This window comes from Vibrio sp. BS-M-Sm-2 (assembly GCF_041504345.1).
Taxonomy (GTDB): Bacteria; Pseudomonadota; Gammaproteobacteria; order Enterobacterales; family Vibrionaceae; genus Vibrio; species Vibrio satsumensis.
In genome coordinates, this window is the sequence record NZ_CP167895.1 from 576421 (window position 1) to 592753 (window position 16333).

At 45.7% G+C, this 16333-nt stretch carries 10 protein-coding genes; 5 read left to right on the forward strand and 5 right to left on the reverse strand.

Features of this window, described 5'->3' with window-relative positions; genetic code table 11:
* Positions 1-12: 12 nt before the first annotated feature.
* A complete protein-coding gene (locus AB8613_RS18705; protein ID WP_372385547.1) occupies positions 13-2076 on the reverse strand; it encodes an ATP-binding protein in 2064 nt (687 codons plus the stop codon).
* A 208-nt stretch (positions 2077-2284) separates the two neighbouring features.
* Between AB8613_RS18705 and AB8613_RS18710 the strand changes: the two genes are divergently transcribed.
* The 5 genes from AB8613_RS18710 to AB8613_RS18730 all read left to right on the forward strand — a co-directional run bounded on the left by AB8613_RS18710 (position 2285) and on the right by AB8613_RS18730 (position 9976).
* Positions 2285-3625 carry a sigma-54-dependent transcriptional regulator gene (locus AB8613_RS18710; protein ID WP_372385548.1) on the forward strand — a complete coding sequence of 447 codons (1341 nt, stop codon included), beginning with the start codon at positions 2285-2287 and terminating at the stop codon, positions 3623-3625.
* Between the two features lie 321 nt (positions 3626-3946).
* Positions 3947-4960: a TAXI family TRAP transporter solute-binding subunit gene (locus AB8613_RS18715; RefSeq protein WP_372385549.1), complete on the forward strand. Its 1014-nt coding sequence runs from the start codon at positions 3947-3949 to the stop codon at positions 4958-4960.
* A 127-nt stretch (positions 4961-5087) separates the two neighbouring features.
* Positions 5088-7265, forward strand: a complete 2178-nt coding sequence (locus AB8613_RS18720; RefSeq protein WP_061021047.1) for a TRAP transporter permease — start codon at positions 5088-5090, stop codon at positions 7263-7265.
* Positions 7266-7291: 26 nt separating this feature from the next.
* Positions 7292-8509 (forward strand): L-2-hydroxyglutarate oxidase, encoded by a 1218-nt coding sequence (gene lhgO, locus AB8613_RS18725; RefSeq protein ID WP_372385550.1) that lies wholly within the window; start codon positions 7292-7294, stop codon positions 8507-8509.
* Positions 8510-8644: 135 nt separating this feature from the next.
* Positions 8645-9976 (forward strand): IS4 family transposase, encoded by a 1332-nt coding sequence (locus AB8613_RS18730; protein ID WP_372383695.1) that lies wholly within the window; start codon positions 8645-8647, stop codon positions 9974-9976.
* A 64-nt stretch (positions 9977-10040) separates the two neighbouring features.
* Here the strand turns inward: AB8613_RS18730 and AB8613_RS18735 are convergent, their stop codons facing one another.
* The 4 genes from AB8613_RS18735 to AB8613_RS18750 all read right to left on the reverse strand — a co-directional run bounded on the left by AB8613_RS18735 (position 10041) and on the right by AB8613_RS18750 (position 16299).
* Positions 10041-10814 carry an ADP-ribosyltransferase gene (locus tag AB8613_RS18735; RefSeq protein WP_372385551.1) on the reverse strand — a complete coding sequence of 258 codons (774 nt, stop codon included), beginning with the start codon at positions 10812-10814 and terminating at the stop codon, positions 10041-10043.
* A gap of 15 nt (positions 10815-10829) precedes the next feature.
* A complete protein-coding gene (locus AB8613_RS18740) occupies positions 10830-11579 on the reverse strand; it encodes an ADP-ribosyltransferase (RefSeq protein WP_146491163.1) in 750 nt (249 codons plus the stop codon).
* 12 nt (positions 11580-11591) lie between these two features.
* Entirely contained in the window at positions 11592-14189 is a 2598-nt protein-coding gene (locus tag AB8613_RS18745) for a hypothetical protein (protein ID WP_372385552.1), read from the reverse strand.
* Positions 14190-14406: 217 nt separating this feature from the next.
* On the reverse strand, positions 14407-16299 hold the full coding sequence (locus AB8613_RS18750; protein ID WP_146491161.1) for a methyl-accepting chemotaxis protein: 1893 nt from the start codon (positions 16297-16299) through the stop codon (positions 14407-14409).
* Positions 16300-16333: the final 34 nt, after the last annotated feature.

Here is a 16333-nt window from a genome sequence, read left to right on the forward strand (position 1 = left end):
TTATATGAGTGATTACTCACTATCGACATTTTTCAGTGTTAACGTAAATGTCATACCTTGGTCTGAATTGTTCTTGGCTATCAAGGTGCCTTGCATATCACGCACGTTGTTTGCTGTGATGGCTAATCCTAGCCCCAAGCCTTCACCCATCTTCTTGTTGGTATGAAACGGTTCGAAAATGGTTTCGAGTTGATCTTCTGATACGCCACAGCCATTATCTTGCACTTTGATGATTACACGTTGTTGATCGGTATGTGCACTGATCACAATGGTTGCTGGTTTCTGATTTTGCGTGGCATCGATGGAATTTTTTAAGAGATTACCAAGTACCTGTCTTAGTCGCGCTTCTTCTCCTATTACTATCGAAATATTAGAGGCGACACGCACGCGGATATCGACGTTTTCTAATGCTGCTTGGTGAATACGCAGGGTTTCTTGAAGCGCGTCTGTTAGCGAAACTGGGTAAGGTTTTTCTAGTCTTTGGAAGGCGAACGACTTTAACTGGCTGGTCATGTTAGCCATTCTGTCGATGAGGCTCATTACCAAGTCCATGTTCGCTTTCAACATCTTAGTCTCGCCTCTTTCCATCAGTAACTGGTTACTTGAAAGCAGGGTTTTTAGGCCAGTAAGAGGCTGATTAAGTTCGTGAGTAATCGCACTCGACATGCGACCTAGTGCGGCAAGCTTGCTTGATTCCACCAATTCTTGCTGCGCATCTTTGAGGTCTTGTGTTCGCTCTTCTACTCGCAGTTGCAGCGTTTTATTGGCTTCCTGAACCGCGATCTCCGCTTTCTTACGTTTACTGATATCAATCACGGTACACAAGTAATAGGTCGTGGCATGCCAAGGAAAGGCGCTAATAGAGAACAACACCGGGAAGTAGCTGCCATCGCTCCGTCTTGCCATGGTTTCGACGCTGGTGATCTCGGCCAGCTCTTGGTGTTGATCTAAGTTCTTGAGCAACTGCAAGGTGGTTGAATTCGGGTTACCTGCCTCAAATAACTGCCATGCCTTAATGTTGCTGATCATCGAATCAGAAAGGCAAAAGTAGTTCTTCGCCATCAGGTTAATATCGTGGATATGACCATGTTTATCGATCAGCACCAGCCCAACGTGGGTTTTATTGATCATTCCAGACAGTCGTTTTTCTGACTCTTCGATGAGTTTTTGGATTCGCAGATTACTGAGCTTTTTCTGACGTCTTTGATAAAGAATAACCAGCAACAGCAGAATGAAAAGACAGCCAACCGCCACACTCCAGCTGATCCAGTTAGTTGTCTGGTTGAGGCTGGTTAATGGCGTCAGGTAGGTTAAACGCCAATTAAGGTCATCTAACTTAATGGATTGGATAAGGTAGTCTTTATCTTGCAGTCGCCACACGCGAATATGAGTTTGGTCATACAGCTCGCGTTTTGTTGTGCTTGGTTGTGAGTTGAACGTGTCGTTGAACCAGTCTGCGCTCAGTCGTTTATCACTCGACAGAAAAAACTGCTCGCGAGGGTTTTGAAATAAGATGGCTTCACCATCGGCGAACCATTGATCGGTCAGTAACGACAAGTCGATTTGTACCGCGACAATACCTACTATATCTGACGCTCGATAAACAGGCGCGGCAATGAAGTAATCGGGTGTCACCCCTTTATTTTTTGTCACTACAGAGATAGCACCACCTTGCTGGTGGATTTTAGACACAATCGTGCTGGCGTTCTTTTTACTCAGTTTGCTTCTTTCAACACTCGATACTAACAACTCACCTTCGCCAGAAAGCAGATACCAACCCTTGGTATTGGCGGCTTTATCCAATTGAATCAGCTGTTTCTTGATGCGTTTTTCGAGTCGTTGTTCACCATCAATGAAACGGACACTGGTCTCATCGTTGGTTACCAGATAGGGCAAATAATAGAAACGTTTAAGGGTTCGCCTTGCTTCAGCAATGTATCCGAGGAAGCGCTGTTCTGCATAGCGTTGGGCTTGTTCGAGCTTCCATTGGCTTATACCACTTTTGGTGGTTACCTGAACCAAACCAATTAATAAACAGGCACATAGGAATAACCAATATCGATTGTTATTCATCATTGGTGATCAAATCCTTTTAAAACTAGTGACTTGAGAAGGTTTTCTGTTTGCTTTTTAAGCGAATGGAGAGTGAGACAAGTTGAAGCTAACAAACATTATAAAACTGTTAAAGGAGTGTTATTCAAAGTGGGAGCTAGCTCCTTTTCGTCTGCGGATTTTTTACATACCGTGGGCGACATTATTCAGAGGTAAGTGGCGGAACCAAACCATGCAGCGTATAGCTTTGATTGAAGATGATGCAATTGTGCGTCAAGCAACTAGCCAATGGTTGCAATTAGCGGGCTTCGATGTCACCGCATTTGAGGTTGGGCAAGATGCGTTACACGCGGTAGAGCAGGGTGATTTCCAAACCATCATTAGTGATGTGCGTTTACCAGATATTGATGGTGTGGAACTGCTAGGGCGCTTTAAACATCTTGTGCCAGACGTGCCTGTCATCTTGATCACGGGTCATGGCGATGTCGATATGGCAGTAAAAGCCTTACAACAAGGGGCGTATGATTTCATTGAAAAGCCATTCGACCCCGAGCGTCTGTCTCAAACAGTATCTGAAGCGGTCGACAAACATCAAAGTGGCCAAGACAGAAACAGTCGTCAGAACTATCTGGATAATCTGAAAGGCATTGAACAGGTGCTGATTGGTCGCAGTAAAGTAATGTGTGAATTGAGAGAGCAAATACAAAAAGTCGCCTCGATTGATACCAATGTGATCATCTATGGTGAAACCGGCTGTGGTAAAGAACTGGTTGCCTCTTGTCTGCATGAGTTTAGCGAGCGAAAAAGTCACCCTTTTGTACCGCTGAACTGTGGCGCGATCCCAGAAAACCTGTTTGAAAGTGAGCTGTTTGGACACGAAGCTGGTGCGTTTACTGGTGCCGCCAAGCGACGGATTGGTAAGCTTGAATTTGCCGACAAAGGCACGGCGTTTCTTGATGAAATCGAGAGTATGCCGCTGTCGATGCAGGTCAAAGTGCTGCGTACCTTGCAAGATAATGTTGTCGAACGCGTAGGTGGTAATCAGCAACAACATGTTGATCTACGAGTGGTCTCTGCCTCGAAAAGCGATCTACTGAATCACCCCGATTTTCGCCAAGACCTTTTCTATCGTTTGAACGTTGCCCAACTGCATTTACCTCCCCTTAGCGAACGAGAAGACGATGCTTTGATCCTTTTTGAACACTTTACTCAAGAAGCGAACAGCGAAACTCGAGTTGCCAGTGAGGCTGATCGTTATGCCTTGTTGTCGTATGCATGGCCGGGTAATGTGCGCGAACTGCGTAACGTGGCGATTCGTTTTGCGTTGGATGAAAGCCTGACCGTCGGCGATATTTTGGCGTGTCGCCCCAATTCTGTCACAGAGTCCACAGCGGCAGGCATCCCGTTGGCGGTTCAAGTGCAGAGCTTTGAGCGAAAAGTGATTCATGATGCGCTGGTGCGTTATCAGGGGCGCATCAATGATGTTATGCAAGACTTGGATTTACCTCGTCGAACATTGAACCAAAAGATGGTGCGTTATGCGTTGAACCGAAGCGATTATGTCGATTCGTAATTGATGATGAGATTAGAAGTGTTGTCTGGAATCAATGAGCAAAAAATGGCTCATCAGATATTTATCATTTTATAAACATTGATCACGCAAATGTAACACAGTGTGACTTGGCTACCTTTAAACCGATGTTATTCGCTGCTTGGGATAAGCAAAAAATAGCTCATTGATTCGTAGTCAAATAAGCAAGAAATGGCTTACCTCAGGTAGGTTTTTAAATAAATATCAATAAAAACAGTAATTTAAAAACTGGCATTGTGCTTGCTATCTAGCAATTGTTGTTAACAAAAATATAACGTGAATAACTCTACATGGAGAGTAATAATGAAATACAACAAGCTAGTTAAAACTTTAGCAATCGCAATGGCCTCTATTGGCCTTATCAGTAACGCCTCCGCTCAAGAAGAGCGTAGCTACATTTTAGCGACGGCCTCAACGGGTGGTACTTACTATCCAGTGGGTGTGGCTTTAGCGACATTGAGTAAAGTTAAGCTTGCGCCAAAGCAGCACTTTTCTTTGGCGGCTATCAGCTCAGCAGGATCGGGCGAGAACGTGAAACTTCTCAATGAGAACGAAGCACAGTTTGCCATTCTTCAGGGTTTGTATGGCGCGTGGGCGTGGCAAGGGCTTGGTCCATATGAGAAGTCAGGCAGTCAAAAACAACTGCGTTCAGTCTCTATGCTATGGCAAAACGTTGAGCACTTTATTGTGCGTTCTGATCTGACAGAAACGGGCACCATGAGTGATTTAGAAAATCTAAACGGCAAAAAATTCTCTATTGGTAAGAAGAACTCAGGTACAGAGAATTCAGGACGCCAGATCATGCAGGGCCTGTCGGTTAACCCAGAACAATTTAAACTCGCCTTTATGGGTTACGGCGGCAGTGCCAGCGCACTACAAAATGGCACCATTGATGGTATGAATACGCCTGCTGGCGTGCCTGTTGGCGCGGTAACTCAAGCGTTTGCAGCCTTGGGTGAAGACATTCAAATCCTGTCGTTTACCGATGCGCAAATCAAACAAGCGAACGGCGATTACAATATCTGGACTAAATATGAGATCCCTGCAAACACTTACCCAGGTGTTGATAAGCCGATCACCACTATCGCTCAACCCAACTTCCTAGCGGTTCGTGAAGACATTTCTGAAGAAGACGTGTATCAGCTGACCAAAGCTATCTATGAAAACCTACCTTTCCTACAAGGTATCCATAAAGCAACCAAAGCAATGGCACTCGAGAAAGGGATCGCAGGTCTGCCTGTTCCACTTCACCCGGGCGCTGCACGTTACTACCAAGAAGTGGGCATCGATATCCCTTCTGAGTTGATCGTTAACTAGCTGTTTGCCATCAACTACCCCTTCGTGACTTAATTGCTTGGTGCACGTTCGCTTAAGAATGTGTTCGTGCCCCTCTTCACTTTATGGATTTTCTCTTCGTGTTTGCTGCGGAGAGCAGGAGTTTTCTATGAGCGATTCGCTGCAGCAGGAACTGAAAAAATTTGAACTGCCGACCCGAACGGATTTTCCGTGGGTGGGCAAAGCGATAACGACAATGGGAGTAATCCTCTCCCTATTACACATTTGGTTTAACACCTTATCTACTTTGCCAGAACTTTGGATCTCGGCGACCCACTTTGCTGGCTTTGCGATCATTTGTGCACTTTGGTATCCCGCCCATATCTCACTGAAAAAAAGCAAAATTGCTTTGGCGGTCGACATCGGAATTGCCTTGGCGGCTTTGGCTTGTCTTATCTACATTCCCTTTGCAGAAGATGCTTTGTATGAGCGAGGGGTTAAGTTCATCGCCAGTGATTGGTTCTTCTCTATCTTGGCGATTGCCATCGTTATTGAACTGATTCGCCGCACTATGGGCTGGTTTATTCCGGTGCTTATCTTGGTGTGTTTGAGCTATGTGGTGCTGTGGGGGCAATGGACCAGTGGCATCTTTCACTTTCCGGGTTTGAGCCTTGAAACACTGCTTTATCGAAGCTTTTATTCATCAGAAGGGATGTTCGGTTCTATCTCTAGAATCAGCTGGACCTTCGTGTTTATGTTCATCCTATTTGGCGCATTCTTAGTGCGTTCGGGTGTCGGTGATTACATCATTGATGTGTCTCGCGCAGCAGCTGGCAAAGTGATTGGTGGCCCGGGCTTTATCGCGGTAATTGGCTCAGGCTTGATGGGATCGGTGTCTGGTTCGAGCGTAGCAAATACCGTATCGACGGGTGTGATCAGTATTCCGTTAATGCAAAAGGCAGGCTTCCCTTCGCGTTTCGCGGCCGGTGTTGAAGCGGCGGCATCGACGGGCGGGCAGTTGATGCCACCAGTGATGGGGGCGGGGGCGTTTATCATGGCGTCTTACACGCAGATCCCTTATGTCGACATCATTGCGGTTTCCTTCTTACCTGCGCTTATCTACTTTTTGTCTGTGGCATTTTTTGTGCGTATTGAAGCAAAACGCAGTGGCGTGCAAAAAGTTACTTCTGGCTGTGAACCTCTATTGAAGGTATTGCTGTCGGGCTGGCACAACCTGATCCCATTAGCGGTGTTGGTGACTCTGTTGGTGAAGGGTTTTACGCCGACTTACGCAGCGGGTATCTCGATTCTGTCTGTCGTCGTGGCTTCATGGTTCTCTAAAAATCACAAAATGGGTCCAAAGGCGATCATTGAAGCGCTTTCTCAAGGCGCAAAAAACATGGCGACCACGGCGGTGTTGCTGGTAGGCATTGGATTAGTTATCAACGTGATCAGCACGACCGGAATTGGTAACACCTTCTCATTGATGATCAACAGTTGGGCGAACGGCGACTTGTTGGTGATGATAGCCTTAATCGCGCTGGCATCTTTGATTCTGGGTATGGGCTTACCGGTAACCGCGGCTTACATCGTGTTGGGTACTCTGTCGGCTCCTGCCTTATACAAACTGATTGCTGAAAGTCAGTTGCTCGACTTGTTGGTTTCGGGCCAGTTACCTGAACAGGCGAAAGCTATCTTCATGTTGGCGGCGCCAGAAAAATTAGATTTACTGAATGCGCCAATGGCACTCGAAACCGCCAAAGAGATGATTGCGTTAGTCCCTGCTGATTTTGTCGAAACTCTGCTTGAGCAAAGCTTGGGCTTAGAAGCGATCAGTCTTGCACTGCTTTCTGCACACTTGATCATTTTCTGGCTATCGCAAGACAGCAACGTAACCCCGCCAGTTTGCTTAACCGCATTTGCGGCTGCGACCATTGCTAAAACGCCACCAATGAGAACCGGTTTAATGGCATGGAAGATCGCAAAAGGCCTGTACTTAGTGCCATTGTTGATTGCCTACACCAACTTAGTAAGTTGGGATGTGACCTCGGTTTTGGTCACAGGAGGCTTTGCTATTATTGGTACTTACGCGTTTGTTGCTGCGATTGAAGGCTATCTAGAAAATAAAATTAATCTGCTGACTCGTGCTGTGTTAATCGTGTTGGGTGTGGCATTGGTTTGGCCTGACATTTCCGTTGTGATTCGCCTAGTGTGCGTTGCACTTTTCGTTGGTCTCTTTATTCACACGGCTCGTCAATACGATGCTAATCAAGTGAAAAAGGAATCGGAAGATGAGCAAGAATCTTTGCCTCAAACCGAACCTGACACTGTCGCGTCTTCCCTATAATTAAAAGGATTGAATGTAGGAATATTATGAACTCAACATACGACTATATTATCGTTGGTGGTGGCATTGTTGGCGTGTCGACGGCATGGCAATTACAGCAAGCTTACCCTGATAAAAGTATCCTTTTAGTCGAAAAGGAGCGTGGCTTTGCGCAGCACCAAACGGGTCATAACAGTGGTGTGATTCACGCTGGCGTTTACTATGCTCCGGGCAGTTTAAAGGCGGATTTTTGTAAGCGTGGCGTAGAGCGCACCATCGCCTTTTGCAGCCAACACGATATCCCTGTTGAAAACTGTGGCAAGCTGTTGGTCGCGACCAATGAGCAGGAAGTGGAGCGCATGAACGCGCTCTATCAACGTTGTCATGATAACGACATTGATGTCGACCTCTTGGATCAAGCGCAGCTCAAACTCGCCGAGCCGAACATCACGGGCTTGGGCGCGATTTATGTCAAAACCACCAGTATCGTGGACTACAAAAAAGTCACCGAAGTGATGGCTCAAGAGTTTGTTGAAGCAGGTGGCAAACTTCGTCTTGGTACTGAAGTGATCTTGGCCGATGAGCAAGAAGATGAGGTGCAGTTAACGTGCAAAGTCGATGGTCAAACTCTACAACTGAACAGCCGATTCTTGATCACTTGTTCTGGTTTGATGGCCGATAGAATGACTAGCATGCTTGGCATTGAAACCGACTTCCAAATCGTCCCATATCGCGGTGAATATTATCAGTTGGACGCCAAACACAACCAAGTGGTGAACCACCTTATCTACCCGATCCCTGACCCTGAATTGCCATTCTTGGGCGTGCATTTAACACGCATGATTGATGGCTCCGTAACAGTAGGGCCAAATGCAGTTCAAGGCTGGAAGCGAGAAGGGTATGGCAAGCTTAATTTTAGTTTCAAGGACACTTGGCAGATGCTGAGCTTTGCGGGCTTTTGGAAAGTGACTGCGAATAATCTGAAAACCGGTTTGATCGAGTTTAAGAACTCGTGGTGGAAACCGGGTTACCTAAAATTAGTGAACAAATATTGCCCGAGCATTACGGTGTCAGATTTCAAACCTTACCCAGCAGGAATTCGTGCTCAAGCGGTACTGAAGGATGGTACCTTGGTTCATGACTTCCTGTTTGCCGAAAGCCCAAGAAGCTTGCATGTGTGCAATGCACCATCGCCAGCGGCGACTTCAGCGATGCCTATTGGCGAATATATTTGTGGCAAGATAATGCGTAAAACAAGTAGTTAAATTACCCCTGCTTCAATAATAAAAAAGACCATCATTATGATGTAATGCCGATCAGTTAAGAAATTTGTGAGATCATTTGACCGATCCTCAAAAGGCTTCAAAATCCGATATTAGGAAACTAATATCGGATTTTTTATGTCTTTAGAAAGCCAACTTGCTAATACTTTTCGGTCATGTAATACCTTCCATCACTTTGACAAATACTCTGACATTCTTAGTCCAGAGCTTATCCAGCAAGGCTTTGAGCAAGCTGGCGTAGCAACCGTTAGAAGAAGGCGGTTACCTTTGGAAGCAGTACTTTGGTCCGTTGTTGGAATGAGTCTCTTTCGTCAACAATCTGTTTGGGATATCGCTAACCAACTCGATATTGTCCTGCCAGACAAACAACGCTTTGTTGCACCAAGTGCTGTTGTTCAAGCGAGGCAGAGATTAGGTGAAGAAGGTGTAAAGCAAGTCTTTAAGAAGATGGCAGCGCATAGCTATCAAGCGTCTAACTTCGAAACTTGGTGTGGATTAAACCTTCTCTCCGTCGATGGTGTCGTTTGGAGAACAACAGATACACCTGAAAATCATCAAGAATTTAAAGCACAGCGTAATCAATCATCTGAAAATATTTACCCTAAGGTACGTATGGTTTGCTTGATGGAGCTTACAAGTCATCAACTAATCGATAGTGCATTCTCTGACTATCGCACCAGCGAAATGCGGCTCGCAGAAGAGCTCATCGAGCAAACACCAAATCATTCTCTGACTATTTTTGATAAAGGATATTACTCTTTAGGGCTGCTTAATCGTTGGAACAAAGTAGGTCAAGAAAGGCATTGGATGCTCCCTGTGAGAAAGGACTTTCAGTATGAAGTCGTCCATAAATACAGCCGGAGTGACGCTATCGTTGCCATAAAAACAACACCTCAGGCAAGAAAGAAGTTCAGTGATCTCCCTGAGACAATAGAAGCAAGGTTAGTATCGAAAATTATCAAGGGTAAGGAATATCAGGTACTTACATCAATGTGTGATGGGTTGCGCTTTCCTGGTGAAGACATCGTAGAGCTCTATCGCTATCGTTGGGAGATCGAATTAGGCTATCGGGAAATGAAGCAAACCTTGCTGGATAGTGAGTATACATTGCGAAGTAAGCGGCCAGATATGGTCAAACAGGAGCTCTGGGGAATTTTGTTAGCCTATAACCTTATAAGGCAGGTTATGACAAAAGCAGCGAGTAAGTTAGATAGCATCTGGCCGAATCAATTAAGCTTTACGAGTAGTGCCATGGCTGTGACTCAATACTTCGCTGCTTTACCTTTAACGAGCCCGGGAAAACTACCTAAACACTATGAAGTGTTATTACAGCAAGTATCTATGTTTATCCTACCACCCCGAAGAGAAGATAGAAGCTATCCTCGCTGGGTAAAACTGAAACCCAAGAAATATGCAACAAACAGAAAAAATGCCAGTCAGCTTAACTGACTGGCATTACATCATTATGATGGTCTTTTTTATCAGCCGCTTACAAAGTAGCAGGCACGCTGCACTATAGGCAATAGAGTGAGCTACGGTTGCGAACCGCGACTTCTTCACCGCTGTAACTGTCATAAATGTGGATATCAGGTTCCGCTTTCAGGTACCGAGCGGGGTTCTTTACTTCTCGCATCTTGATGTGGTTTTTGTTGGGTGATACTCGCTCAATCGCTTCTACTCGATAGTAAGTGTTGGGTTTAGCGAGTATTTCAGCTTCATCCGGTTTAAACGTGTAAGCATTGATCGCTCGACCTGCTGACTTTAACTCAATTTTGAATTGAGCTGCAGAGGCGCCTTCGTAAACGCCAGCTGACGAAAAGTTCTTGGCAACACTAGGCAGTTTCGATGTCGATAAAAAAGCTTTCTCATGCAGAATGTCACCGATGTTGAGCTTTTCCAGTAGCGAGTTCTTGATTGATGATCCACGGTAAACCGTACCCTTGTAGTTAGGTAGTTTATTCATCACATTCCGCATATGAAAGACTCGCGACTTTAATGTACGACCAAACATTTCCGACAGATACCCTTCAGGCTCTCCAGCTCGCATGTATTCATTGACCACGTCGTGATCCACTCGGCCGTAATTCTTGATAGCAGAGTATTCTTCACTGATCATCTTATTTTCAGCTTTTACATGGTGCGTCGTTGCCCAATCCATCAGGTCATCCGCAATTTGTTGTTGCGCCTGATAGGAGAGTGAACGCCCTTTAAACTCAGGAAACTCCTCACTCTGTGCCGAAAAACTTGTCATTAAAGAGAGGCAAAGCACTCCAATAAATTTTTTCATTGCTTGATCCTTAGCTTATGTACAAACGAGAGAGTGCCAAAATGATGCTTCTACTTCTTCGCCTGAATAGAGGTTATATTTCTGAGTGTTTTTGACGGCAGATGCCTTCACCGTTTCCACGCCGATGTAGGTATGGGTAGAGGTTCGCTCTATCTGGGTGATTCGAAAGTGTGCATTTGGCGCAAACAGAACCTCTGCTTCTTTGCTGTATTCCGAAAGCCCTGCAATGGTGTGACCCCCTTGATTGATCTTGACTTCAAACAGCACTCGCTTGAGCCTTTGTGGGGAGTTGGGATGCACTACCGAAAAGCGCTTAGCGACTTCTGGGAGAGTAGAGGTTGAAGTAAATGCTGGCTCGACCAACACGTCCCCCTCTTCGAGCTTGTTAAGCAGAGATAGTTTTACCCAAGTCCCTCGGTATGCGGTCCCTTTGTATTTTGGCAGCTTGTTGAGAGCCGATTTAACCGTGCGAATGTACTGCCTCGCATCCGCCCCCGCGACACCCCATGTTGAGGTGTCAGTTGCTCTTAGGTAGTCATTAGCGGTCTGATAGCCGGAAATGGAAAAGTCTTCTACTGCTTCCTTTTCATTGGCAGTTATGAAGGAGTAGCGCCAACCATTGGAAGCCTTTGACCAGTCTTTGAAGTCTTCTGCTAGCTGGGTGACCTCTTCCTCTAAACGGTTTGGCTGTTTGAGCGCATCAAACGGTTGAGAGAAGGCAGTAAAACTCAGACAACAGAGCAGCAATAAAAATCGAGTATTCATAGTGTCCGCCCTTTATTGGTATTGGTAGCTGTTAGGGCTTAAATCACATGGAATGCCGAAAGTGTTCTGATTGATCACGGCATACTTCAGAGCACCAAACATATTGAGTTGTTGTCGAGTGACTGCGTCGTACCATTCAGAGAGCGGTGAAAGCCAGTACAGGTGCTCATCTGCCGCAACATCAAGTAGTGCGCTCTTAAGGTGCGGATAGTAGATCATGCAGCTACGACCGGGTTGATTGGTAAAGTTTTCGTTGGTGTTACTTAATTTATCGAGCTGTTGATTGAGTTCAGACGTTGGGTTAAAGATGGCGTCAATAGAGCGCTCGATACGGGCATCATAGCTATCAGGGATGATGTCTGAAATCAGGTAACGCATCAGGTGCGCAGGCAGCATCTCTGAAAACAGAGCTGTGACTTCCCCTTCCCCAGAGGCGTAATGTCCCGTAGAGATATGTTGAGAGTGGATGATCGACGTATAGCGCTGGAATTGGCCCACTTGCGAATGTAGCCACTCAATACCGTTGCTGTCTGAGACGCTTATCGCCTCGGCAAGTCGAGTTTTCACTATCCCTTTCGCTAGCTGTAGCGTATTACCTTGCAGGTTAGTAATGTCTAGCGATGAAGACTTGAGTGCTGAGTAAATTAATGGCGCGTTAGTTTCGAGATCGGCACTGCCTGGATAAGTAAAACTAAAAAACTCTACCGCTTGTTTGGCCTGCCATTCACTTGCCAGTGCGACAGCTATGAGGCTTTCAAGTTTTTGATAACGCTTTGAGTGCACATAGGCGCTTTTGCCGGAGTAGTTAGCGTGCCAATTATTGATGTAATGCAGCGACGCTTGTCGTGAAAGATTCTCTTTTTGAAGGTAAGACAAGCTCCACCCAGCACACGCGCTACCGCCACCACATTCACCTTCAAGCATTGCGCTGGAGTCCAGTAACCAGTGATAAACCTGCTGTTTATCGAATTCGGCTTGTTGTTTTAGGCGCTGCTGCGCAGAAAAGTTCAAGATCTGTTGCTCTAACCAATGCTCCTCGTCTTCTGAGTTCCAGCCATCGGCAATTAAGGTGCTTAACGTATCGAAAAGAACTCGCTTCACCGCTTCTTTATTCGGCGGATAGATTTGCGCAATAACCGTATCTTCAGATGGATTAAACGGGCGAGTTTCCGCTGGTATCCAAGCATATTCGACACAGCCACGAAAATTCGGGTCTCCTCCGAGAATACCAATACGAACGCACTTTCTGTAACCGCTTTGGAGAACAATCTCTTTGTTGCGTATTTCTTGTGACGTTGCTGGACGTCCTAGAATACTGCGTGTCATTTCGTCAATGGCATTGCGCTCAGCTTGCGCCTTAAAGAAGTTATGCATGGTCTCTACAGAGCCTGAACGGAATAGTCGTTCAACGGCGATTTCGCCTTGTGTAAACATCTCTTTTTGCAACTTACTCTTGAGCAAATTGACATGGTTGTCCGCGGTTTCAATGATCTGCGTCTTTGCTGCTAGCGTTCGGGTATAAAGTTGTTCCACAGCGGCTTGGTCAAGCCCTGGAATTTGTCCCGCTCGTAAGGCATCAAGTTTGGCAATAGCTTCATCCAGTAGTTGTTGCTGGCAGTGTTGGAGTTTGGCAAGAGCTCGATTGGCTTGGCGCTTTGACGGCACCGCTGGTGGGCGGTTATTGTTTTCTTCAACATCTTGTTGAGGGTAAAGCTCTGCCAATGCTTGGGTTTCTTCATTACAGCTCAAGGCAATGTCTGATGCGAAAAGGCGAGAGCCTTGATGGTCGATTGCAAGCTGGCTAAAGAGAGTTTTACGCAGTTCATGCTCGACACCTGTAATCAGCTCTTCTGCCATGATGGTTTGAGCTTGAACGACTTCTTGATAATGCTGTTGGTATTTGAGTGCAAGATCGGTCGCGAAGCCTTGTGCTACTGCGTTTAACATGGCCTGCTGTTTGGATGCGAGTTCAGCCCAATGGTTTTTGTCTCTTAGATCTTGCTGAGTAATCAGGTCATCATGAACGCGATAACTATAATGGTCACCCGCCGCAATCCTATCCCAACGGCTACTCAATATTTGACGATCTATTTCTCTAGCTGGAAGCTTTAATACGCCAAACCAATCGACTAACTCCATAACGGTGGCAAACCTATCATAGGAGGTGCGCGATTCGTCTTGAAAGCTATTGGCAACGCTTTTTGCCCAAAGGCCGACAGCAACCGCATCACCAATTGGCCCCAAAGCTTCTAACGCGCCTTTTGCCATGCCACTGGTCGAGCGTCCCAAGGTTTCCATTAATCGTGTCGCTTCTACCGGTTCAATCGCAATCGCCGGGGCTGGCCCTGTCTCCAGTAATGTGGCGGTTTCTGGCAAAATATCACTGGCTTCGGATAGAGATGGTTTTAAGTCGATAATGTGTTCCGGCGCCGATGGGAAAAGGTTTTCAGGGGTAATGCCATCACTAAATGAATCGTAATTTTTTTTGCGGATTTGGTGGAAGCTCTCGCTATCTAAGACGTTATATTCGTCCCCAATCTTACAGATTTCAAAAGCATTGACGCTGGATGAAATCATGGTCGTAATGAGCGCTAATCTTTTTAACTTCATAGAGTTATCCTTGTTTTTTGCAAAGTTGTTTGCTTATTTTAGAAAGCAAAAAGCCTCTCCTTGCCGATATGGCAAAGAGAAAACTAGATGTTGTTGTGTGGGGTACTTCGAAAAATCGTTTACTCAAATCACCCAGTTGGTGATTGGAGGTTTAGCTATGGTGTTGTGATTAGGGGAGCCGTTTCCCCTAATCAGTCTTTATTGAATCTTGTTGAGGTTAACTGTTTAGCTTAAAGGTACTGACTGCTTGCGTGAGCTTCTCAGACAGTGCAATAAGCTCCGACGCTTTCTCTTGGTTCGATGCAGACAAGCTGTGTGTCTCACGGGCTTTGTCATTGACGTCAACGATACTCTGGTTGATTTCGCCTGCGACAAGGGTTTGCTCTTCCGTCGCAGTGGCTATCTGAGTATTCATATCTTCAATAACGGTGATTGAATTCGATATTTCGTGGAGTGATGCCTGGGCTTTTTTCGCATTTTGCATTGTGAGGTCTGAAGCTTCTCGGTTAGTCAGCATCATTTCCATTGAGTTATTGGCTTCGTGCTGAAGTGAGACGATAACTTCTTGAATCTGGTTGGTACTTTGTTGAGTGCGGTTTGCGAGATTACGAACCTCATCAGCGACAACGGCAAAGCCTCGCCCTTGTTCACCTGCACGTGCAGCTTCAATCGCAGCATTAAGCGCGAGTAGGTTGGTTTGGTCAGCAATATCCTTGATGACATCCAGTACGGTGCCGATACTCGAGGTTTTTTCGCCAACGGTATTAATGACATCTGAGACTTCCTCAATACCGCGTGAAAGGTTCACAATACTGATACTCACAGTATCGAAGGTTTGGTTGCCCGATTGTGCCTCTTGAGCAGCTTGCATCGCAGCTTCTGAAGCTCGGTGAGCGTTCTGTGCAACTTCATCGACGGCGACCGACATTTCATTCATTGCCGTTGAGGTTTGTTCTAATTGCTCCATTTGGGAAGCGGAACTCGAATTCACACTGTCTGCGGCGGTCGTGATACCTTCTGCAAACTTAAACAGGTCGTTTGATGAACTACGAATCATGTCGATCGTGGTGCTCAGCTCATTGACCATATCGTTAACTGCAGCATTAATACCAATCGCTTTCCCTTGTTGCTGGTTAATCGCAGTAAAATCACCTGAAGCTACCTTGGCAACCGTTGCTTCTATCTCGCTTGGCTCTCCCCCTAATGGGCGGTAAACCAATACTTCGACAACGTAGTACACGCAGCCTGCGCAAATAAGCAATAGCGTCAAAGAGGTGATCAGCGTTTCAGTAAGGTTATCTTGTGAGTCTTGATTGACGCTAGACTCTTTGTCCCATGCCCATACACTCCAACCAAGGTCTTTAATGTTAGCGGCTGATGCCAAGAACTCAGTGTTTTGATAAACATATTCAAAGCTTTCTTCACGAGAGGTATCTCGATTTTTGAAAGATGGAATTTCGTTGAAGATGTTTTTGCCTACCACGGATGAGCTTTGTGCAGCCAAGATAAAACCATCTTCACGAGTGACAAAGATCTTGTTGTTCGTGGTGAGGTGTTGTGTGAACTTGCTGAGATCTTCAACCAAGATGTTAAGCGCGACAACACCCACAATTTTGCCTTGTTTGTAGATCGGCATGGCGAGGGACATCACCTGATCACCTGTTGTCGCTAGATAAGGGCGAGTAATGATCTTGTCTTGGCCGCTCATACCTTTCAAAAACCATTCACGTTGTTTGGTTTTGGCATTAAAGTTTTCGATGATGCCATTGGTTTTTGATGAGTAAGAGGTTCCGTCTGCTAATGAAAAGTAGACGTTGATGACATTTGTTGAGTGCATTGCGCTTTGGAGTGTTTTGACTGCACGCAAAGTATCGACTTGACCATCCTCAGTGAACGAAAGTTCATTGCTTACCAAAGTTAGAACATCAAAGTAACGATTGATTTTCTGTCCAATAGTGTCTGCGATAAGTTGAGACTTGTACCCTAACTGTTTTTTGTAACTTATGGTCGATGATGTTTCGAAGTTCTTCCAGCTTAAGAAACTTGTCGCCATGATTAAAATGACAGTCAGCCCCATAATAGAAAGAATGATTTTTAGTTTAGCACTCATAACTAGTTCCAATATAAGCAGTGTTTGATTATTT